The following is a 19,087-nucleotide window of genomic DNA, read 5'->3' as shown; positions in this document are numbered from 1 at the left end:
TTCTTCCGACGGTTATCTAGTTTTGAAGGAATGAATTCTTCTCATGATGCGGAAGTAGTTCAGTGGTAGAACACCACCTTGCCAAGGTGGGGGTCGCGGGTTCGAGTCCCGTCTTCCGCTTTTCCATCATGCGCTCGTAGCTCAATTGGATAGAGCATCTGACTACGGATCAGAAGGTTAGGGGTTCGAATCCTCTCGAGCGCGTTTATTAACTAACTTCAAAAAAGATATTGACAAAAAAACAATTAGCGATTATATTTTTATTGCAGTCGTTTCTAAGACAAGTCCTAATGATATTGATCATGCGGGTGTAGTTTAATGGTAAAACCTCAGCTTCCCAAGCTGAAGTCGTGGGTTCGATTCCCATCACCCGCTTTCCTTTATTTTATCGTGAATATCGTATGGATATTGTTCCAGCAGCTCAGCAGGATAGAGCAACGAGCAAAGTCATCTTTGAAATGGCTACGAGTTGCCCCGACGCATCGGGCTTCTTCGAATCGGCTTGTAGAGGAAGGGACAGCGAGGATATTGGAGTTTCCTAATGGATTGTGTCCCAGTAGCTCAGTAGGATAGAGCAGCGGCCTTCTAAGCCGTCGGTCGGGAGTTCGAGTCTCTCCTGGGACGCCACTTACATACGATTCGTTCGGGTTAAAATCCTCAAAGCCCTTGATACGACCGCGTTTGCGGTCGTTTTTCATTTTTTGGGAATCTCGAAAAAACGATAGGATCCGAAAAAATTTTGCACGAATTTTGCGCGGTGATCACAGGGCATTATAGAGTTCCATCATGGTTTGATCTACCTGCCGCGATTCTTTTTTTCCTTCTCGTCTATGATGTGAGAGTAGAAATCTTCATTTGAAAGAGCGTGCAAACGTTCCGAAAGAATGTGCAAAATCCAGAATAATCCGTAAAAATTTTGCACATGACTCACATTTCGCACCCTAACAAGGTCAAAACGAAGGATTTTTTATTTCATTTTTCAGAATAACTTCTTGACTGTAGATGAGCAAATTCACTAACATAAATTTACATCGAAACAAAAAAGGAGACATGAACCCGATTCCTTGGTTAGAATAGATGTGCTACCAAACCATTCACAAGGAGGTTCATGTCTCATGAATAGATTAGCACATCATCAAGACGAACCGGATTCTCTATCCGAACGGCGTTGCCGTCCAAGCGAAGCAGTTGGCCCGCTCCATCGAACCGAATGACACTCACCTCGTCACGGTGGGAGAAGAGCATTATCGCGTCTATCGTTACGAAGGAGCGCTCAACGGTCTCGACCATGCGGTGGTGCTGCTCGCTTGGAAAGCCAATCAGCCGATGACATCGGAACATCTTCACTGCGTCTTGAGCACCGACCGGGAGCTAAGCGATGAAGACATCTTGCGCCACTATGCCCAACGCTGGTCGAGCGAATGTTTTTTTCGACAAGCTCGTGGGCGTAACCACCATTGAAAGTTCCTTTGATTGGCCTCATCGCCTATTGGGTCGAATTTTGTCTCGCAAATGAAAACAAATTGAAACGTTCATGGCGGCGAAAGTTTGTTAAAATGTATAGGATAGAAATAAAATTAGAAAACGTGCCATACAATGAACATGCATGGCAAATATACGAGTCAGGTGATCGACATGGGGTTTGAACAGCAACTTGTTCATAAAACATTTTACGAGACGCTCGTCGAGGCGGGGGAACGCGACGTTGTCAGCGCGCTTGGCGATATTTTTTTCACGGCGCATCGGGATGGCGCTGATTTGTCGTCGATTCGCTTTGCCCAAGGGGAAGTGTATTTCCACCGCCGCGACTACGAAGCGGCGATTTTTAAATGGGAACAAGTCCATCACGACGATTTGCGCCCGTGGGCGCAAAAAAATATCGCCGACAGCTACTATGAGCTTGGACGGCTCGAGCTGGCCGAGGAGCTGTACCGTTCGATTGAGACGGAAAGCGAAACGTTGCATGCGGAAATCATTTTGCGCCTGTTTTCGCTCTACCGTGAGTTGGGGGAAAACGCGAAAGCGGATGATATGATTAAGCGCGGTGTGACGTTGTATCCGGATTATCCGAACATGACCGAATGGGCGCGCGCCTTTTTCGAGGAGCAAGGTGATTGGGAAAGCGCCGTCGAGCTTGCTTTAGGAGAGGCGGTGCGGACGTCGGCGCGCCGCTGGGTGGACATCTTGACCGGTTATGTGGAACAAGGACATGCGCGAACGATGGCGCCTGCGCGGTTTTCACGCTGCCTGGCGCTGTTGTACGAAACGGATCGGGTGAAGTTTGAACGGCTTGTGCAGGCGCTATGGAACGGGTATCGGGATGGTGACCTCTATTTTTCGTGGCTCGCGGAGTGGAATCGCCTCTATGATGAGTTGTCGATCGGCCGCGACTACGACTGGAAGCGAATTCCTGGCCTTTTAGGGGAAGCCTATGCAGGATTGATGAAAGGCCCGTACCGATTGAAAGAGTTGGTGGAAGTGGTGCCACCGCTTGTCAAAAGCTGGGTAAGTTTAGCCGACGGTCCGGAGACAGCGGTGGCCGCGGCTGCCTTGTTGGCGTGGAGTGAGAAATTTCCTGAGGCGTTTGAAGAAGAGACGGTCAACGACGCCGCTAAGCGGCTCGTCCATGCGAAACGGCAAGCTGGGGAAACGGGTGTGTCGCTATTTGAAGAAATTGCCGATTGGGCGGAAGAGCAGCGGGCGGGCTCGCATTTCCGCTTCCGCTGGTTCGTGCGGCAGTTGTCTGATTCGCGGACGCATTTCGTTTTGGTCGCTGGGGCGTCGCGCCATGAGCGGTTGGCGTTTTTGCGGACGTTGGTCGGCGAGGCAGCGTTGGCGGCGCCATCTGCGCCGGTGCTGGCATGGAGAAACGGCGGGGAGATGGAAGTCGCGAAAATCAGCGACGACCAGTTTACCGTTTTTTCGAGCATTGACGAATTTCAACAAGCAACGGGCGGCCGCGGAAGCCGATTCTCCGATGACGCTGTCATTGAATGCACGGCGCCGTTTTCACTCGTGCCGCAAGGGATTGTCTTGTTGGATATCGGCCCGCTCGGCGGGAGCGCTTCATCCGACCATGAAGCGCTTGTGTCGTTTTCGCTTGCTGACAGCATTCTTTTTCTTCTCAACGGCGAGGATCCGTTTTCTAGCGCCGATGAACAGTTGATGTTGCAACTTCGCGAGCGGGCGCCGTCTGCGCCGATGTGCGTTTTGCTTCCTCCGGGCGACGGGATGGTGGATGAAGAGGAGACGGCGAGAATCGTTGAGGAAGTGGAAGCGCACGTTCGTACGATCGTTCCGGAAGCCAATGTCATGGTCTATTCGCCGCATGCGCCAAGCCGCAAGCAGCAGCAAGCCCTCGTCGGCTGGCTTGAGGAGATGCGCCGATGCGTGTCCCCTGTCCGCCGCGAGGAAGCGATTTTAACGACGATCCGCCAGTTCATCGCTCATTTGTTCCAGCAGCGAGCCGAGGCGGAAAGTCGACTGGCGGAGCTGGTCGTATGGAAAAAAGAAATGGCGGCCAAACTGAGCGGCGCCATTCATCAGCTTGGCGACCTGCAAGAGGAGAAAACGGCCAAAACGGCAAAGTTGTTCCACACCGTCTTGGCGGAAATGCGGGGCGAGCTGTTGACGGCGATTTCCGATCTGTTGCGCAGCATGGCGGATCTTGTGAGCGAAGACAGCGATTTTTCCCGCTTGCATCTTGAACTGAACGACAAAGCGAACGAACGGCTTCGCGCTTACCTTGATGAAGAGGCGCTGCCAAAGCTGCGCCGCGCCATGGAACAGTGGATTGCAGCGACGGAAGACGAATTCAACGAATGCCAGGTGTTTTTGCATGAAATGGGCGAAGGGTTTAACGCCATGTTCGGCCAGGAACGACTCAAGCTCGAATGCGATTTTCACCTTCTCGCCGATTGGCGGCGCGATACGGATCGGTTGATCAACGGGGTGCAAGTGGGCAAGGTGAACGTTTTCTTGCGGAGAACGCCAAGCCAGCTGCTGTTGAAAGGGGCGGGCAAACTGCTCGGTGCTTTTGCGCAAAACAAGGCGATGCTGGCGCAAAAGTATAAGCAGTTGATCCAGACGCAAGATTACGCTGAGGTGGTGGAGGCGATCATCCAGCAGTTGTTGCTGCCGTTTGAATGGTTTGCCAAATCGCTTGAGCGTGATGTCACTCAATTTTTCCATGCGCCATTGACGGCGCTCGATGAAACGTTGAAACGGCTGGAGCTGGAGATCGCTGCCCAGGAAGGCGAGCTCAAACATATGCGCAAAAACCCTGAGGCGTACCGCGACCCGCTCGTGCTCTTTGACATTCGTTTGCGGCAATGCGAGCAGCTGGCGCAGGCGGCATCTGCCGCTGTGCAATTGCTACAGGACGAAAACAAATCAATCCGTTCGGTCTAATGGTTCCGTGCAAACCGTGCTTGAACGGAATAAGGCTGCGCCAACGGTCGGGTCTGGCCGCTCGTTTGGCGCAGCCTTATTGTTTAGAGCTGGCGAAACCGATTACGCCAGTTCGAATGCCCAGTTGCCACTGCGGAAAATCGGCTCGCGCTTCCCGTCTTTCGTCACGCCGTCAATGTTCAGATCAGCTGAGCCGATCATAAAGTCGACGTGGACGAGGCTGTCGTTGACGCCGCGGCGGTCAAGCTCCTCTTTGGAAAGAGAGGCGCCGTTTTCGATATTGGTCGGATACGCCTTGCCGAGCGCCAAATGGCAAGCGGCGTTTTCATCAAACAGCGTGTTGTAAAAAATGAGATTGGACAGCGACACCGGCGATTGGTGCGGCACGAGGGCGACTTCCCCGAGGCGGCGCGCGCCGTCATCGGTGTCAAGCAAGTGCTTAAGCGTCTCATATCCTTGTTCGGCGCTGAAGTCGACGACTTGCCCGTCTTTGAACGTGAGCGTAAAACCATCGATCACGTTGCCGTTGTAATTGAGCGGCTTCGTGTTGCGCACTGTGCCGTTGACGCCGTCTTTATGCGGCATGGTAAACACTTCTTCGGTCGGGATGTTGGGATTGAAGCGCACGCCGCTTTGACTCGTCGCCGCGCCGCCGTGCCAGACGTGCCCGTCGACGAGCTCGACTGTGAGATTGGTGCCTGGCGCTTCGTAAACGAGCTGTTTGTATTGCTTGTTGTTTAAGTAATCGACGATGCGGGCGAGCCGGTCGTTATGTTCGCGCCAGGCAGCGATCGGATCGTCTTGGTCGATGCGGGTGATGCGGAAAATCGCTTCCCATAATTTGTCGATGGCTTCTTCATCGCGCAGATCGCCAAATACTTTTTGCGCCCACGCCGGTGTGGGGACGGAAATGAGCGACCAGCAGTTCCGGTCGGCCATAATGGCGCTCCGGTAGTTGGCGAGCGCTTGCGCTGCTGTTTTATTGGCGGTCGCGATCCGCTTTGGATCGACGTCTTTTAACAAGTCCGGATTCGGGGCGTGAATGGATAAAAAGGCAGCGCCTTGTTCGGCGAGTTCTTCCATCGCTCTTGCCCGCCACATCGGATATTCGGAAAACGCTTCTTCTGGGGCGTGGTGAAATTTAATGTATGTAAGCGCCTCGTCGTTCCACTCGACATACACGTGTTTCGCCCCGGTTTCGTACGCGGTTTTGGCGATTTTGCGGACGAGCGGCGCCGCTTCGAGCGGGGCGTTGACGAACAGCGTCTGCCCGGGCTGAATGTTCACCCCGACTTTCACCGCCAGTTCGGCGTATTTGTCCAATTCCTTCTCCCAACGGTTCATCTTGTTCACTCCTTTTTTTGGATTCATCTCCACTTTATTATAATTCCCACCGCCTTGCAACTTAGGGAACTTTACATGTGGACGCTGTCCGGACGAGAGCGAAACATTCCGATGTAGGACGCGCCTCATGTTGGAATAACAGGATGGGTTGACACATAACGGTGTTGCCGCACATGGCGCTCGACTTGCTGCCGCCGTGGCTCGCGGGAGTGCTTTTGTCCGGCATTTTGGCCGCATCGTGACAACGGCCGATTCGCAGCTGCTCGTGATCACGAGCTCCATCAGCGAAGATATTGTCCGCCGCTCGCTGCGCCTTCGCCTGTCGGAAAAACAGCTTGTCGCGCTTTCCCGCGCGGTAGTGGTCATCGCCGGGCTGCTTGGCTTGGTGCTGGCGATGACATCGGAGTCGCTTGTGTATTTCATTGTCAGTTGGGCATGGGCAGGGATCGGCTGCACGTTGTCGCCGGCGATTTTGCTCTCTTTCTTCTGGAAGCGGTATTCCGGCGTCGGCGTCATCGAAACGATTGTGGCCGGTTTTGTCAGCACGGTCATTTGGATTTCTTCTCCGCTTGAGGCCATCGTTAGCTCGCGGTTTACGACATTTGCCATTGCGCTGGCGGCCGGGGTGCTGTTTAGCCTGTTGTTCCCTGACCGGCAACGGACGATGTAACCGATAACGTCAGTACATGAACATGAGGGTGTCCCGAAAGAAGCGGGGCACCCTTTCTGATTGTTGCGTATCTGCACTGAACGCTTGACGATATCTCGCTTCTTTTGAGAAAAGGAGGAGGTTCATCCACGAGCGGGACAGGCGATTTCCATCCGGTTGCGCCCGTTTTGTTTGGCTCGATAAAGCGCCTGATCGGCAAGGGAAAGAACGGTTTCCGCGCTCTCATTTGGTTGCGGGACGGCGACGGCGGCTCCGACGCTGACTGTGACGACACAAGCAGCGGGCGAGGAACCGTGCGGAATGGCGAGCCGCTCGACGTTTGCCCGTATGGCCTCAGCAGCAGCCGCTGCTTCGGACGGCGAAGTGTGCGGCAAAATAACGGCAAATTCCTCCCCCCATAGCGCGCTGCCGTCCCGCCGTATTGCTTGGCTGTTTGCTTCAGCGACAAGGCGACTTTGCGCAAACAGTCGTCTCCGCATTGATGGCCGTACGTGTCGTTGAACCGTTTGAACGAATGCGGGCGTCGGCATCAGTCACCATAATCCCTTAGCTCGTATGTTCGACAATTTGCTCGTACAAGTGATCCATTTGTCTTAGTAGCATGTTCTTTCTTTTCCCCTCCATTGAATCGTTCCTTTTCTCTAAAAATTAACATTGTTTATTTTATTTTCCGGTATGAGAGGCAAGGCGCCAATCCTTTTTCCTGTGAGGAAAGGCCTACTGCGATGGAACGAATCTTGCATTTATCATTCCGTCATAACTTTTTGAAGATATTGTGAAATAGTGAGCAACTCTGCGCCGCCAGGCGAAAAAACGATTAAGATAAAAGTGTAAGGAACATCTTCCAAAACGAAAGGGGAGAAACACGATGGTTGTCAAATGGTTGCGCGAACACGTCACGGCATCGGTGTTGATGGTCGTATTCCGCTTGTATTTAGGATATGAATGGATGACGGCAGGGTGGGAAAAAATCACGCAAGGGTTTGACGCCACCGGATTTTTAAAAGGAGCGTTGGCGAAAGCCGCTGGGGAACATCCGGCCGTGCAAAGCTGGTGGGCGGCGTTTATCGAACACGTGGCGTTGCCGAATGTCGGATTGTTCAACGTTCTTGTGCCATGGGGTGAATTTCTCGTCGGGATCGCGCTCATTCTCGGATTGTTTACGACGTTTGCCGCCCTCATGGGAGCTGTGATGAACTTCGCCTTCATGTTCTCAGGCACGACGAGCACGAACCCGCAAATGGTGCTTCTTACCGTCTTTCTCCTCGTCGCCGGGGCCAATGCGGGACGATATGGCTTGGATCATTGGGTGCTGCCATATCTCCGCCACTGGTGGAGGGATAAAACGCATCGTCCACACCGACCGGCCTCATCGCATCAATGACCGTCACCAAGCCGCATGCGCTGCTTCAGGCTTCCTCCTTTTCCGAACGGCCGCTCCTTCTCCAACGTGGAAGGGGGTGGTCGTTTGCCGCGTCGGATAAAATGATTGGCTGTTCGAGAAAGGAATTTGGCGAATGACGGCGAAATGATATGCATATGGATGAAGCAGGAGACATGAACAAGTATTTGAAATCGTTTTCTGAAAGGTAACATACTAACCATTCAGTATTTTTTTATAAGGGATGGTGAAACGAATGAATGAAACACGCCCATACTGGCCGAGCGGGCTGCCGAAGGAACTCCGCTATGAGCTCGGCGAACAGCCGCTCTATGGCTATTTGCGCCATCGCGGCGAACGCGAGGAAAACGAGCCGGCGTACATTTTCTATAACAAGGTGATCACGTGGGGAACCTTGCTCGATCACGTTCACCGTTTTGCCCGCTATTTGCGGGAAAAAGGGGTGGAAAAAGGAAAGGTGGCGCCGTCTGAGTTGATCGAATGGGCGAAAGTGCATATGGCGGCGTTCAAGTATCCGCGTTATATCGAATTCATCGATGAATTGCCGGCGACGCCGTCAGGCAAAGTATTGCGAAAGCTGCTTCCAAGAGAATAAATAAAGTATTGCGAAAGCTGCTTCCAAGAGAATAAATATAGCGGCGGAGTTTGGCGCGGGCCGCCCCGCCTTTTCCGAAAAAAGGGGGATCACGGTGGACAATTTGCGGCAATTAACAGACGAACTGATGGCGAAAAAAGCGAGCGGCTGCTCGCCGCTTGGCCGACGGGGGGTTAATGGAAGTTAATGGGGAATCCCCCTCCGCCAGTGGCGGAGGGGGTGGCGCTGGGCTGTTTCTCTTTCATCGAGGGGCAGCGGTCGGATGCCGCATGTGAGAGGTGAAAAGTCGAAAAATACATTGACAATCCAATGGAAATGGAATATTCTTTAATTAGAAAGATGTCTAAATATCGAATGTTTTTGTCCGTATTTAGATAATTTCCTAAATGTCTAACTATAGACCGGCATGAAAAATCGTTTGCATGTGCCGCGTACGAAGCTGTGATAAACGAAAGATGCCCCTTTAGCGGTTCATCCAACGAAAACTCGTTTGCAAGGTGGGATCGCCATTGTCATTCAACGAAGCGTTTAAAGCGATCGCCGACCCGACGCGCCGGAAAATTTTATCCTTGTTGCGGAACGGGGAGTTGACAGCAGGGGAGATCGCTTCGCATTTTGATATGCAAAAACCGAGCGTCTCGCATCACTTGAAAATTCTCAAACAGGCTGATTTGGTGCAAGACCGGCGTGAGGGACAGCATATCTACTACTCTCTGAACACGACGGTGTTTCAAGATTTGCTGCGCTGGTTTTACGATTTTGTCGAAAGGGGAGAGAAACATGTGGAAGAGTAATCGGCTTGCGATCATGCTTACAGTTTTCGCCTATGTCATCAGTCTGGCTGCCATTCCTTATTTGCCGGATCAAGTGGCCATTCACTGGAACGCAGCGGGTGAAGCCGACGGCTTCAGCAACAAATGGTTGGGTGCCTTCCTTCCACCCTTATTGATGACATTTCTCATCATATTGATGGGAGTGCTGCCGAAGCTCGACCCGAAAAAAGCCAATTACAGCCGCTTTCAAAAAAGCTATCGTATTGTCAACGCGGCGCTTGCCTGCTTTTTCTTGCTTTTGCATATTGTAACGTTGGCGTACAATCTCGGAGTTCCGGTCGATATTGGACGGCTTGTGCCAGTTGGTGTTGGAGTGCTGTTCATCGTGTTGGGAAACTACATGCCGAAAATCAAACCGAATTATTTTATCGGCATCCGCACGCCGTGGGCGTTGGAAAGCGAGGCCGTTTGGAACAAAACGCACCGCCTTGGCGGCAAGGTGTTTATCGCGATGGGGATTTTGTCGATGCTCACCGCGTTTTGGCGCGGGGAGATGAGGGTTGTTTTGTTTCTCGTCATCATCGTTGTCGGCAATTTGTATCTCATCGTTCAATCGTTTCTTTATGAGCAGCAAGAACAGCGCGACCGTTCATAAATAAGCGGCAGGGGGAGAGGGACGTGGGAATGATCGGTGCGGCTGTGCAGCTTGCCATTTCATTGTTTGTTCCAGTTGGTCTCGCATGGTACGGGAGAAAAAAAGGATGGCTTTCATGGAAAGCGCTCGGCGTCGGGGCAGTTGTGTTTCTCGTTTTCTCACAAGTATTGGAAAAAGCGCTCCACATTGCCGTGCTCGAACCGGGGCGTCCGGCGCTGAAAGGGACGGACAGCGATGAAGGAACAAACGGTGCAAGAGGCCTACAAAGAGCGGGAAGAGCTGACGGCCGATTCAATCAAAAAGCGGGAGAAAGGGCGATTCCTTTCTCTCGCTTTTTTGCGGTTAAGCATGCTCTTCTAAGCTGGCGACCGGCACGCTTTGTTTTTGCTTCGGGTTGTCAAGCGGGTGGATCGTTGCTACGCCTTTTTGCTGGTCGACATGCTCAATGTAAATGCGCTGGCCGTTGTACGTGACGTTTGCCATCACCGGCGACGACGCGATTTCTTGCGCCCGACGGACATCCATCTGAAACACCTCCTTATTTGCCGATAACACGCATAGTATGACAGGTGTGCGATTGAACTATGCATGTGGCTGAGATCGGAAAGAATAATTTCCAAAACAATGTGCTAAATAATCAATCAACAAAACCGACCATCTTTTCCTAGCCGATTCACACGTTTTAATGTAAACTGTTTTTTAAAAATAGTTTACATATAAGGGGGATGGGGATGAAAACCGAACTAACTGCCCAACTGCTCGAATGGGAACAAAAAGCGCAAAAACGCCAGCTGCGCCGGGCAGAGGCTTCAGGCGCTACGGTCATCCTGAACGGAAAGCCGATGTTGAATTTAGCGTCCAATAATTATTTAGGGTTGGCGGATGATAGGCGGCTCATCGAAGCGGGCTGCGAGGCGATGAGGCATATAGGGCCGGAGCGGGCGCGTCGCGGCTCGTCGTCGGCAATCATCCGCTCTATGAGCGGGCGGAAGCCGCGTTGAAACAATGGAAAAAAGCAGAGGCGGCTCTTATTTTCAACAGCGGCTACACGGCCAACATCGGCGTGTTGACAGCGTTAATTGGCCGAGATGATCTTGTCTTTAGCGATGAGTGGAACCATGCGAGTTTAATTGATGGCATCCGCTTGAGCAAAGCAGCCTGTTTCCGCTATCGACATAATGACATCGATCAGCTGGAATCATTGTTGAAGCAATCTCCGCCCGCGACGCCATCCGGCCGCCGACCGTCCCTGAGGGAACGGCGCGCATTCGCTTTTCCATCACCGCCGCGATGACGGAAGAAGACATTGATATGGCGATTGACCGTATCGCTTGGGCAGGAAGGCAGATTGGATTGATTTCATAGGGAAAAACGGCGTCACGAGGAGGAAACGCGTGAGAGAACAAAAAAAACCAGCCGGACGTTTTTTCGGCTGGTTTCCTTCGATCGGGATGACAGGATTTGAACCTGCGACCCCACGCACCCCATGCGTGTGCTCTACCAAGCTGAGCTACATCCCGAAATGGATGGTGAGACATTTTCGATTATACAAGAAAAGCAGGACAAAATCAATGGCGAATTTTGCGTTGAGTTGGAAAAGGATGCCGTTGAAAGACTAGCAGCATCTTTGTTGCTGACAAGTCTGTTTTTTTCTGTTTTCATGCTCCTTTGAACGTATCTTCCTCTGTCTGTCCTTCCGCCACAAAAACTGCCGATAGGCCGAAAAGAATGGTTTTCCCCGTCTTCTACACGCCTTGGAAAACGAGCGCGGTGTCAATCGTTCCGATCACAGAATCGAACGTTTCTCCGCAGGCGATGATCGTCTCGGCGTATCGATCATGTTCGAGTGTGCACTGACGGATCGTTTTGTTGTATGGGTCAACGATCCAGTATTCTTCCACTCCGTAGGCGCAGTACAAATCTTTTTTCAGCGTCACATCGATTTTGTAGGTTGACGGGCTGACAACTTCGATGACAATGAGCGGCCGCCCCTTATAGCCGCCGATGATTTTTTCAGGCCGTTCGCAATAGACAGCGACATCCGGCTGGATAAACTCGTTCATCACGTTTCCGTTCTTTTCGAGTTTCACGGACAAGTTTGAAATCGGTTGACATGGGCTTTTTCCTTTGATCATGGAAACAAGATTGTCGCAAACGATTTGATGTTCCCATGACGGGGACGGGGACATGTTGATGGCTTCTTGCATGCTCCTCACCTCTTTTTCATTATACTTGAAACCGGTCTCTCTTGCCTACAACGGGTTGTGGAGAAAAAGAAAACGCTAGGTTGCCAGGCGGTATTCAAGTATACTAAAAAGAAAAGAGGAAAGGAGACCGTTTTCATGCCAGCGCCGGAAAAAGGGCCGCCGTTTACTTATGCGCAATATATGATGCTTGACGAAGATGCACGCTATGAGGTCATTGACGGCCAAGTCTTCAACATGTCTCCCGTTCCAACGCCGAAACATCAGGCCGTGCAACGTGAATTGCTGGTGGAATTTGCGGCCTATTTGCGTGGGAAAACATGCACCGTATTTGGCGCTCCGATCGACGTTTGTTTGGCGGATCGGGATGATCCGGAACAAATTCGCGAATGGGTTGAGCCGGATCTTGTCATTGTCTGTGACAAAAGCAAAATTCGCGAAAAACGAATTGTTGGCGTGCCGGATCTCGTTGTGGAGATTATTTCAAAATCGACGGTGCGCAAGGACAAAATTGTCAAATTTCATCGTTATGAGCGGGCAGGGGTGAAAGAATATTGGATTGTCGATCCGATGAATGAGACGATTGATGTCTATGTGCTTGAAGAAGGGAGATTCCGCCATCAAGGAATGTACGTCCGCGATGATACGATTCCCGTTCGCCTGTTTCCTGAACTGGCGATCGAATTAAAAAACGTATTTGCCGAAGAAGAATAAGAAAAACGGCTACTGTTCAAATCGCATGCTCCCCTTGTTTGTTTGCTGGGACGGATCCATTTCGCGGGGGAAGAGGTGATTGTTTGCCATATTTGGGCATAGAAACGGAAAAAACAGGCGATACTAACGATCGGTGATGCCTGTGTACAACGAAGAAGAACTGGCCCGGTTTGTCGAAGAAGCGAAGCTGTACGCCCGCTACGGCAAAGTGGCCGATTACATTCCCGCTTTAGGCAAAGCGAATCCGAATGAACTGTCCGTCGCCGTCTACACCCCGGACGGCAAAGTGGCAAGCGCCGGGGATGTGACGGTGAAAGTGACGCTGCAAAGCATTTCCAAAATTCTTGCCCTGGCCCTTGTGTTGATGGATCACGGAGAAGATGAAGTGTTCCATAAAGTCGGCATGGAGCCGACGGATTATCCGTTTCATTCCATTGCCAAATTAGAGGAAAAGCCTGCCAAGCCGCTGAATCCGATGATTAATGCCGGCGCGCTTGTCGTCACGTCGATGATTCAAGGCGGCTCGGTGTCCGAACGGCTAGAACGGCTGTTGGCGTTTGTTCGCCGATTGGCGGGCAACGAACAGATCGCGTATTCGGAGGAAGTGGCCCGCTCCGAATTTGAAACCGCGTTTTTGAACCGTTCGCTTTGCTATTTTCTCAAGCAGCATCGTATCATTGACGAAGATGTCGAAGAGCTGATGGATTTGTACACGAAGCAGTGCGCCATTGAAATGACGTGCATCGACTTGGCGCGCATCGGCTTGGTGTTCGCGCTTGACGGGCGCGACCCGCATTCGGGCGAGCCGATCATGCCGCTTGATGTCGCCCGCATTTGCAAAACATTTATGGTCACGTGCGGCATGTACAACGCATCCGGCGAATTTGCCATCAAAGTCGGCATCCCGGCGAAAAGCGGCGTTTCAGGCGGCATTCTCGCCGCCGTCCCGGGCCGGTGCGGCATCGGTATTTTCGGCCCGGCTCTCGATGATAAAGGGAACAGCGTGACCGGGGTGAAACTGCTCGAGCGGCTGTCAAAAACGTATTCATTAAGCATTTTCTAAGGAGGAAATCACGATGAAAACATTTACGGTCCAGTTTCACCGCGAAGACGACGTCGAAGCGATGAACGTCGGCAAGTTGAGCCAAGAGGATTTTGACAAGGCGACCGAAGGCGGGACGCGGCATTTGTTTGACCTTGACACCAATATCGGCTATTTCGTCTTTTTCGACGCTGAGGACAACGAAGGCAACGTATCGTATTTAATGCTTCAATACGAAGAAGACAGCGAAGACCCGAGCGCGTGCTACAGCTTTGAGCTGAAAGACTTTTACGAATTTATGGCGCTCTACTTAAACGACCTTGAATTCGCCGACGAAGAAGAAATGACGGAAGACGGCGAAGAGGAATACGGACCGATCCACCACCTGGCGCATTTGCTTTATCATATCGTTGAGGAAGGGAAGACGGTGGAGGTGTGAGGCATATCCCAAGCCAAACGGCTTGGGGTTCTTTGTTTATCCGAACATCGATGTTGAATTTCGTGAAATGCCGGCTGACACCGGGAAGCAGCATGATGCTTACGTTACGATGTTAAATGCGCAGTCATCGGAAATCGATGTCATGGTGAAAAAAATGGTCGAAATCGTTCAATCGGATGTCGTGCCGAGCAACGTGACAACGTTTATGGAACCGGAATCCCATACCGCGCTCATTGAAGGGCAGTCGCCGTTTATCCGCAACTGGCCATACCAGTACGCTTTAGCCAACGATCAAGAGCAATCGAAAATCGTTGGCAAAGTCGGCGTCGCGCCGCTTCCAGCCGGCGACAAAGGGTCGGCTGCTGCGCTGGGCGGCTGGATGACCGCGATCAACAAATATTCGAAACATCCGAAAGAAGCATGGGAATTTGTCAAATTTATGACGGGGCCGGAGGGGCAAAAAATTTCTGCGATTTATGGCGGTTTGGCGCCGACATTGCCTGAGTTGTTCAAGGATGAGGAAGTGTTGAAAGCCAATCCGTTCTTTGCGGAAGAAGGATTTGTCAATGCGTTGAACGCCGCTGTGCCGCGCCCGGTCGTCCCGAACTACCCGGAAATTTCGGAAATCATCCAAATTAACGTATCCAAAGCGCTGGCCGGGGAGATGACGGTCGAACAAGCTGTGGCCAATATGGAAAAAGAAATGAAAGCAGCCTTGAATAAGTAAGGAGAATGACTGGGCCGGCGCGCCGCAGCCGATCCGAATCCGGCTAACGCCGGCCAATGCCCCATCAGCCAAACAAAGAACGCAATTTTGTTTGACCACTTTCGGTTCATTAGCCTTCAGGCCGCCATCTGCCCGGTGCTGAAGGCTAATATCCTTTTCCAAGCAGAAGGGAGAGAACAGCGATGAGGAATGAAAAGCGAATGGAGCGCCTATTAGGCTATTCGCTTGTCGCGCCGGCCATGCTGCTCATTTTGGCGATTGCCATTTGGCCTGTCATCCAGTCCTTTTATTACAGCTTGTTCAACTATCGGCTCAACGACCCGACCAAATCGTCGATTCACTGGAGTTACAGCCTCGATCTGGAAGGATATCTACAAAACTATCCATTCCTCAAAAGCGCTCTTAAGCAGGAAATGGCGGCTGCGGATGGACAAACGAAACAAACGTTGGCGCAAATCGAACAAAAACTCGCGAAAGTGGACGCGGCGATCCGTTCCAACGATCAAGTGGCGAAGCAATATGACAAAGTGAAGGAAATGCTCGACAATTTCGAGACGCCAAGCGACGAGCTGAAGATCGCCGAGCTGGACAAACAGACGGCCGAGCGGCTGACCGACACGGTTGATGATGTCGTAAAGACGCTCAAGGAGATGAAAAAAGCGGGCGAACTGCAGCAGGCGGATAAAGTCGTCGGCTTGGCCGAAGGGCTCGAAGGGGTCGTGATCGAGCCGAACTTTGTCGGCCTCAAGCATTATAAGGACAGCTTCAGCGACATGCGCTTATGGAAAGCGTTATGGAATACGACGTTCTTTACGGTGGTGTCGGTCGCCATTGAGCTGGTGTTAGGGTTCGGAATTGCGTTGCTCATCAATAAGGCCTTTTTTGGCCGCGGGCTTGTGCGGGCGACGATTTTGATTCCGTGGGCGATTCCTACCGCCGTATCCGCGCTTATGTGGAAATTTTTATACGATGGACAAAACGGCATTGTCGCCCATTATTTTGAAACAATCGGTTTGGTCGACCGGATGGGAGATTTGTTGACGACGGAAGCGGGGGCGATGTTTGCGGTCATTTTTGCCGATGTATGGAAGACAACCCCTTATATGGCGCTTTTGCTGCTGGCCGGGCTGCAAACGATTCCGAATTCGTTGTATGAGGCCGCCTTGATCGACGGGGCTACCAAATGGCAGCAATTCACCCAAATCACGCTGCCTCTGTTAAACTGCCTCTGTTAAAATCAAGCATTTTAGTCGCATTGTTGTTCCGCACGCTCGATGCGTTCCGCGTGTTCGACTTGATTTATGTCTTAACCGGCGGAGGGCCGGCGAACTCGACGGAGACGATTTCCATTTTAGCGTATAAAGTCATGTTCTCGCAGACGAATTTCGGCGCGGGGTCGGCGCTGGCGGTCGTTGTATTTCTCTGCGTAGCCATCATTTCGATGATTTATATTAAGTGGCTTGGAAAGGATTTGCTGTCTGACAGCGCGAGTGTGAAACGATAAGCGAGGTGGGATCATGACGAAAAAAGCAGGTCCGCTCTTTTACGTGTTTTTGGCCCTGTTTGTGTTCTTTGTGATGTTTCCGTTTTTATGGGTTTTGCTCAGTTCCATTAAGCCGCTTAGCGAATTGTTTGGCGACAAAGCGTTCGATTGGTTTACGAGCCATCCGACCTTAAAATCCTATGTGTCGGTCTTTGTCAATTACCCGTTTTTGCGCTATTTATGGAACAGCACGGTCGTGGCGACCATTACGACGGTGTATACGGTCTTTGTCGCCGCGTTTGCGGCTTATGCGATTGCGCGCTTGGAGTTTAAGGGCAAGACGGTCATTCTCGGCTTGGTGTTGGCTGTATCCATGTTTCCTCAAATTGCCATCATTTCTCCGATTTACATGTTTGTGAAAAAATTCGGGTTGACGAACAGCTACTTGGGATTGATCATTCCGTATACGACGTTTGCCTTGCCTCTCTCGATTTGGCTGTTGGTCACCTTTTTCCGCAAGATTCCGTTTGATTTGGAAGAAGCGGCGAAAATGGACGGGGCGACGCCGATGCAGACGTATTTTAAAATCATTTTGCCGCTCGCTGTGCCGGGGGTGTTTACGACGTCCATTCTCGTCTTCATTGCCGCATGGAACGAATTTTTATTTGCCTTGACGATCAACACAGCGGAAACATACAAAACCGTTCCGGTCGGCATTGCCATGTTCCAAGGCCAGTATACGATCCCGTGGGGCGAAATTTCCGCGGCCACCGTGATTGTGACGATCCCGCTCGTCATCATGGTGCTGTTGTTCCAGCGCCGCATCGTTTCCGGGCTCACGTCCGGTTCGGTAAAAGAATAAGGAAGAACAAAGGGTGCCGGCCGGCATCCTTTTGTTTTTGGAAACATGAAGCACGGAGGGGCAGTTCTATCCGCTCCACTCCGTTCATATGTTAATGACAGACGGGCTAACGGGGAGGGATGCGTAAAGGCCAAAGATGATATGATTAATATTCAGAATATTAACAAAATATACAGTGGCAGCCGTGAAAGGGGGTGGAATTTGTTTTTACTCTTTTTTGCACCAACCAAGGGGAGGGGAAGGCGTGCGATTTGACCGTCCGTTTGAACAGTATGCGCTTGGCGAACGCCACCGCTCGCGCGGGCGAACGATTACCGAAGCGGATATTGTGCGGTTTGCCGGCGTTTCCGGCGATTTTTACCCGCTGCACATGGATCAGGAATACGCCAAGCGGACGCCATTTGGCGAGCGCATCGCCCATGGGATGTTGACGCTGTCAGCGGCGACAGGGCTGTGGATGATGGAGCCGGGAGTGGTCCTGGCGTTTTATGGCATCGATTCACTTTGTTTCGTTCGTCCCGTCAAGATCGGTGATACGATTTACGTGGAATCGGGCTTGACAACCGTCCTGTCTTTCCAATATGATGGTAATGTAATCGATTACATAAGCGAGAGGACTACGACCAATGGCAAGCATAAAAGATGTGGCGAAACGGGCGAACGTATCGACGGCGACCGTGTCGCGCGTGTTGCGCAACACGGGCAACGTCACCGAGGAGACAAGGCAGCGCGTGCTTGAAGCCATTGAAGCGCTGAACTACCAGCCGAACGTGCTCGGCCGGTATTTGCGGCGGATGGAGACCGAGACGGTGCTCGTCGTCGTGCCCGATATTATGAATCCATTTTTCTCGAAAGTGCTGCGCGGCATTGAAGCGGTCGCCCTCAAGCACGGCTATCAAGTGCTGCTTGGCGATACGCAAAATGACGCGCGGCTTGAGGAGCAATATTTGAACGTATTGCCGCAGCGGCAAGTCGACGGGATGATTTTTTTGACCGCCCGCATCCGCAAAGAGCTGATGGAAGAGATGGCGCGCCAGTTTCCGATCGTCTTGGCGTGCGAATATTTGGAAGGGGCGGACATCCCGACCGTTTCGATCGACAACATCAGCAGCGCCCGCAAGGCGACAGAACACTTGATCCGCCTCGGCCATTGCCGCATTGCCCACCTGTCCGGGCCAATGAACATCATTTTAAGCCGCGATCGGCTGCGCGGCTACCAACAGGCGCTGGCCCAGCATGAGCTTGAGGCGGACGCTGCGCTCGTGCAGGAAGGCGATTTTACCTATGAGTCCGGATATAATTTGACGCTCAAGCTGCTCGCTCTTGAGAAGCCGCCGACCGCGATTTTCGCCGCCAACGATGAGATGGCGATTGGGGCGATCAAAGCGGTTCGCCATCGAGGCGGACGCGTTCCCGACGATGTGGCCGTTGTCGGATTTGACGACATTCAAATGGCCTCGATTTTTGAACCGAGCCTCACAACGATCGCCCAGCCGATGTTTGAGATCGGGCAAAAAGCAATGGAATTGCTGCTTGCGCTCATTGAAGGAACGAGCGCGCGGCGGCGTCAGCTTGTTCTTCCCGATCGGCTCGTCATTCGCGATTCGTGTGGAGGAGAGCGCTCTGGGCAAAGGGGCTGACAGCGCTCTCTGTCCGGTGCGGGGGAACGGGCGGATTTTTTTGCACGGTGATGTAATCGATTACATCACTTAGAAAACGGACGGCGAATCGGTGGAGCATATGGGACAGAGAAAACAAATGAGCGCA

Annotated in this window: 18 protein-coding genes, 5 tRNA genes and 5 pseudogenes; 23 read left to right on the top strand and 5 right to left on the bottom strand. The window is 52.0% G+C overall.

The annotated features are described in order from the left end of the window. Nucleotides 1-48 precede the first annotated feature (48 nt). From QSJ10_RS08845 to QSJ10_RS08820, 6 genes and pseudogenes are all read left to right on the top strand, one after another. A tRNA-Gly gene (locus QSJ10_RS08845) sits at nucleotides 49-120 on the top strand. A 10-nt stretch (nucleotides 121-130) separates the two neighbouring features. Next, nucleotides 131-204, top strand: a tRNA-Arg gene (locus tag QSJ10_RS08840). Between the two features lie 100 nt (nucleotides 205-304). Beyond that, nucleotides 305-375: transfer RNA gene (locus QSJ10_RS08835), tRNA-Gly, on the top strand. A 175-nt stretch (nucleotides 376-550) separates the two neighbouring features. After that, a tRNA-Arg gene (locus tag QSJ10_RS08830) sits at nucleotides 551-627 on the top strand. 504 nt (nucleotides 628-1,131) lie between these two features. Further along, nucleotides 1,132-1,443, top strand: a pseudogene (locus tag QSJ10_RS08825) (IS701 family transposase); the annotation flags it as partial. Nucleotides 1,444-1,596: 153 nt separating this feature from the next. Then, the gene (locus QSJ10_RS08820; protein WP_049626616.1) at nucleotides 1,597-4,410 is read left to right on the top strand and encodes a tetratricopeptide repeat protein; all 2,814 of its coding nucleotides are present in this window, start codon (nucleotides 1,597-1,599) and stop codon (nucleotides 4,408-4,410) included. Between the two features lie 102 nt (nucleotides 4,411-4,512). Here QSJ10_RS08820 and QSJ10_RS08815 read toward each other — a convergent pair whose 3' ends face one another. Next, nucleotides 4,513-5,754: an aminopeptidase gene (locus QSJ10_RS08815; RefSeq protein WP_033017195.1), complete on the bottom strand. Its 1,242-nt coding sequence runs from the start codon at nucleotides 5,752-5,754 to the stop codon at nucleotides 4,513-4,515. Nucleotides 5,755-5,912: 158 nt separating this feature from the next. Here QSJ10_RS08815 and QSJ10_RS08810 point away from each other — a divergent pair. Then, nucleotides 5,913-6,424 (top strand): annotated as a pseudogene (locus QSJ10_RS08810) (sodium:solute symporter family transporter); the annotation flags it as partial. A 122-nt stretch (nucleotides 6,425-6,546) separates the two neighbouring features. Here the strand turns inward: QSJ10_RS08810 and QSJ10_RS08805 are convergent. Continuing rightward, entirely contained in the window at nucleotides 6,547-6,798 is a 252-nt protein-coding gene (locus tag QSJ10_RS08805; RefSeq protein WP_434543315.1) for a diguanylate cyclase domain-containing protein, read from the bottom strand. Nucleotides 6,799-7,292: 494 nt separating this feature from the next. On the opposite strand from QSJ10_RS08805, the gene QSJ10_RS08800 reads away from it, so the two are divergent. From QSJ10_RS08800 to QSJ10_RS08775, 6 genes and pseudogenes are all read left to right on the top strand, one after another. After that, complete coding sequence (locus tag QSJ10_RS08800; RefSeq protein WP_033017197.1) at nucleotides 7,293-7,808, top strand: DoxX family protein; 516 nt, start codon at nucleotides 7,293-7,295, stop codon at nucleotides 7,806-7,808. 253 nt (nucleotides 7,809-8,061) lie between these two features. After that, on the top strand, nucleotides 8,062-8,421 hold the full coding sequence (locus tag QSJ10_RS08795; RefSeq protein ID WP_049624779.1) for an AMP-binding enzyme: 360 nt from the start codon (nucleotides 8,062-8,064) through the stop codon (nucleotides 8,419-8,421). Nucleotides 8,422-8,930: 509 nt separating this feature from the next. Next, nucleotides 8,931-9,215, top strand: a complete 285-nt coding sequence (locus QSJ10_RS08790; protein WP_015375228.1) for an autorepressor SdpR family transcription factor — start codon at nucleotides 8,931-8,933, stop codon at nucleotides 9,213-9,215. Next, a complete protein-coding gene (locus QSJ10_RS08785; protein ID WP_053532335.1) occupies nucleotides 9,202-9,849 on the top strand; it encodes an SdpI family protein in 648 nt (215 codons plus the stop codon). Before QSJ10_RS08790 ends, QSJ10_RS08785 begins: the two co-directional genes overlap by 14 nt. A gap of 23 nt (nucleotides 9,850-9,872) precedes the next feature. Beyond that, a pseudogene (locus QSJ10_RS15575) lies at nucleotides 9,873-10,082 on the top strand (YhfC family glutamic-type intramembrane protease); the annotation flags it as partial. A gap of 1 nt (nucleotide 10,083) precedes the next feature. Beyond that, entirely contained in the window at nucleotides 10,084-10,209 is a 126-nt protein-coding gene (locus QSJ10_RS08775) for a hypothetical protein (RefSeq protein WP_269057511.1), read from the top strand. Here QSJ10_RS08775 and QSJ10_RS08770 read toward each other — a convergent pair. Then, nucleotides 10,192-10,374, bottom strand: coding sequence for a small acid-soluble spore protein H (locus QSJ10_RS08770; protein ID WP_049624782.1), 183 nt, complete (start codon nucleotides 10,372-10,374; stop codon nucleotides 10,192-10,194). The genes QSJ10_RS08775 and QSJ10_RS08770 overlap by 18 nt on opposite strands. 206 nt (nucleotides 10,375-10,580) lie before the next feature. Between QSJ10_RS08770 and QSJ10_RS08765 the strand changes: the two genes are divergently transcribed. Together QSJ10_RS08765 and QSJ10_RS08760 are read left to right on the top strand one after the other, a co-directional pair. Beyond that, nucleotides 10,581-10,850, top strand: coding sequence for a PLP-dependent aminotransferase family protein (locus QSJ10_RS08765; protein ID WP_230581416.1), 270 nt, complete (start codon nucleotides 10,581-10,583; stop codon nucleotides 10,848-10,850). Further along, nucleotides 10,757-11,143 carry an aminotransferase class I/II-fold pyridoxal phosphate-dependent enzyme gene (locus QSJ10_RS08760; RefSeq protein WP_230581419.1) on the top strand — a complete coding sequence of 129 codons (387 nt, stop codon included), beginning with the start codon at nucleotides 10,757-10,759 and terminating at the stop codon, nucleotides 11,141-11,143. The genes QSJ10_RS08765 and QSJ10_RS08760 overlap by 94 nt, the downstream gene beginning before the upstream one ends. Nucleotides 11,144-11,295: 152 nt before the next feature. On the opposite strand, the gene QSJ10_RS08755 is transcribed toward QSJ10_RS08760, so the two are convergent. Both QSJ10_RS08755 and QSJ10_RS08750 read right to left on the bottom strand, forming a co-directional pair. Further along, a tRNA-Pro gene (locus QSJ10_RS08755) sits at nucleotides 11,296-11,369 on the bottom strand. 225 nt (nucleotides 11,370-11,594) lie between these two features. After that, nucleotides 11,595-12,056, bottom strand: coding sequence for a Uma2 family endonuclease (locus QSJ10_RS08750; protein ID WP_049624783.1), 462 nt, complete (start codon nucleotides 12,054-12,056; stop codon nucleotides 11,595-11,597). Nucleotides 12,057-12,191: 135 nt separating this feature from the next. Here QSJ10_RS08750 and QSJ10_RS08745 point away from each other — a divergent pair, with 135 nt between their 5' ends. From QSJ10_RS08745 to QSJ10_RS08710, 8 genes and pseudogenes are all read left to right on the top strand, one after another. Further along, nucleotides 12,192-12,767 carry a Uma2 family endonuclease gene (locus QSJ10_RS08745; RefSeq protein ID WP_033017207.1) on the top strand — a complete coding sequence of 192 codons (576 nt, stop codon included), beginning with the start codon at nucleotides 12,192-12,194 and terminating at the stop codon, nucleotides 12,765-12,767. Nucleotides 12,768-12,903: 136 nt separating this feature from the next. Continuing rightward, nucleotides 12,904-13,830 (top strand): glutaminase A, encoded by a 927-nt coding sequence (glsA, locus tag QSJ10_RS08740; RefSeq protein ID WP_049624785.1) that lies wholly within the window; start codon nucleotides 12,904-12,906, stop codon nucleotides 13,828-13,830. Nucleotides 13,831-13,843: 13 nt separating this feature from the next. Further along, nucleotides 13,844-14,248: a hypothetical protein gene (locus tag QSJ10_RS08735; protein ID WP_033017209.1), complete on the top strand. Its 405-nt coding sequence runs from the start codon at nucleotides 13,844-13,846 to the stop codon at nucleotides 14,246-14,248. 37 nt (nucleotides 14,249-14,285) lie between these two features. Next, a pseudogene (locus tag QSJ10_RS08730) lies at nucleotides 14,286-14,975 on the top strand (extracellular solute-binding protein); the annotation flags it as partial. 182 nt (nucleotides 14,976-15,157) lie between these two features. Next, a pseudogene (locus tag QSJ10_RS08725) lies at nucleotides 15,158-16,479 on the top strand (carbohydrate ABC transporter permease). Nucleotides 16,480-16,492: 13 nt separating this feature from the next. Next, nucleotides 16,493-17,320, top strand: coding sequence for a carbohydrate ABC transporter permease (locus QSJ10_RS08720; protein WP_033017210.1), 828 nt, complete (start codon nucleotides 16,493-16,495; stop codon nucleotides 17,318-17,320). 244 nt (nucleotides 17,321-17,564) lie between these two features. Then, a complete protein-coding gene (locus tag QSJ10_RS08715) occupies nucleotides 17,565-18,059 on the top strand; it encodes a MaoC/PaaZ C-terminal domain-containing protein (protein ID WP_230581417.1) in 495 nt (164 codons plus the stop codon). Further along, the gene (locus tag QSJ10_RS08710; protein ID WP_033017212.1) at nucleotides 17,947-18,960 is read left to right on the top strand and encodes a LacI family DNA-binding transcriptional regulator; all 1,014 of its coding nucleotides are present in this window, start codon (nucleotides 17,947-17,949) and stop codon (nucleotides 18,958-18,960) included. Before QSJ10_RS08715 ends, QSJ10_RS08710 begins: the two co-directional genes overlap by 113 nt. The last annotated feature ends 127 nt before the right edge of the window (nucleotides 18,961-19,087 follow it).

This window comes from Geobacillus stearothermophilus ATCC 12980 (genome assembly GCF_030369615.1).
GTDB classification, from domain to species: Bacteria; Bacillota; Bacilli; order Bacillales; family Anoxybacillaceae; genus Geobacillus; species Geobacillus stearothermophilus.
Note: the sequence above shows the minus strand (reverse complement) of the source record. Positions and strands in the feature narration are given on the sequence as shown.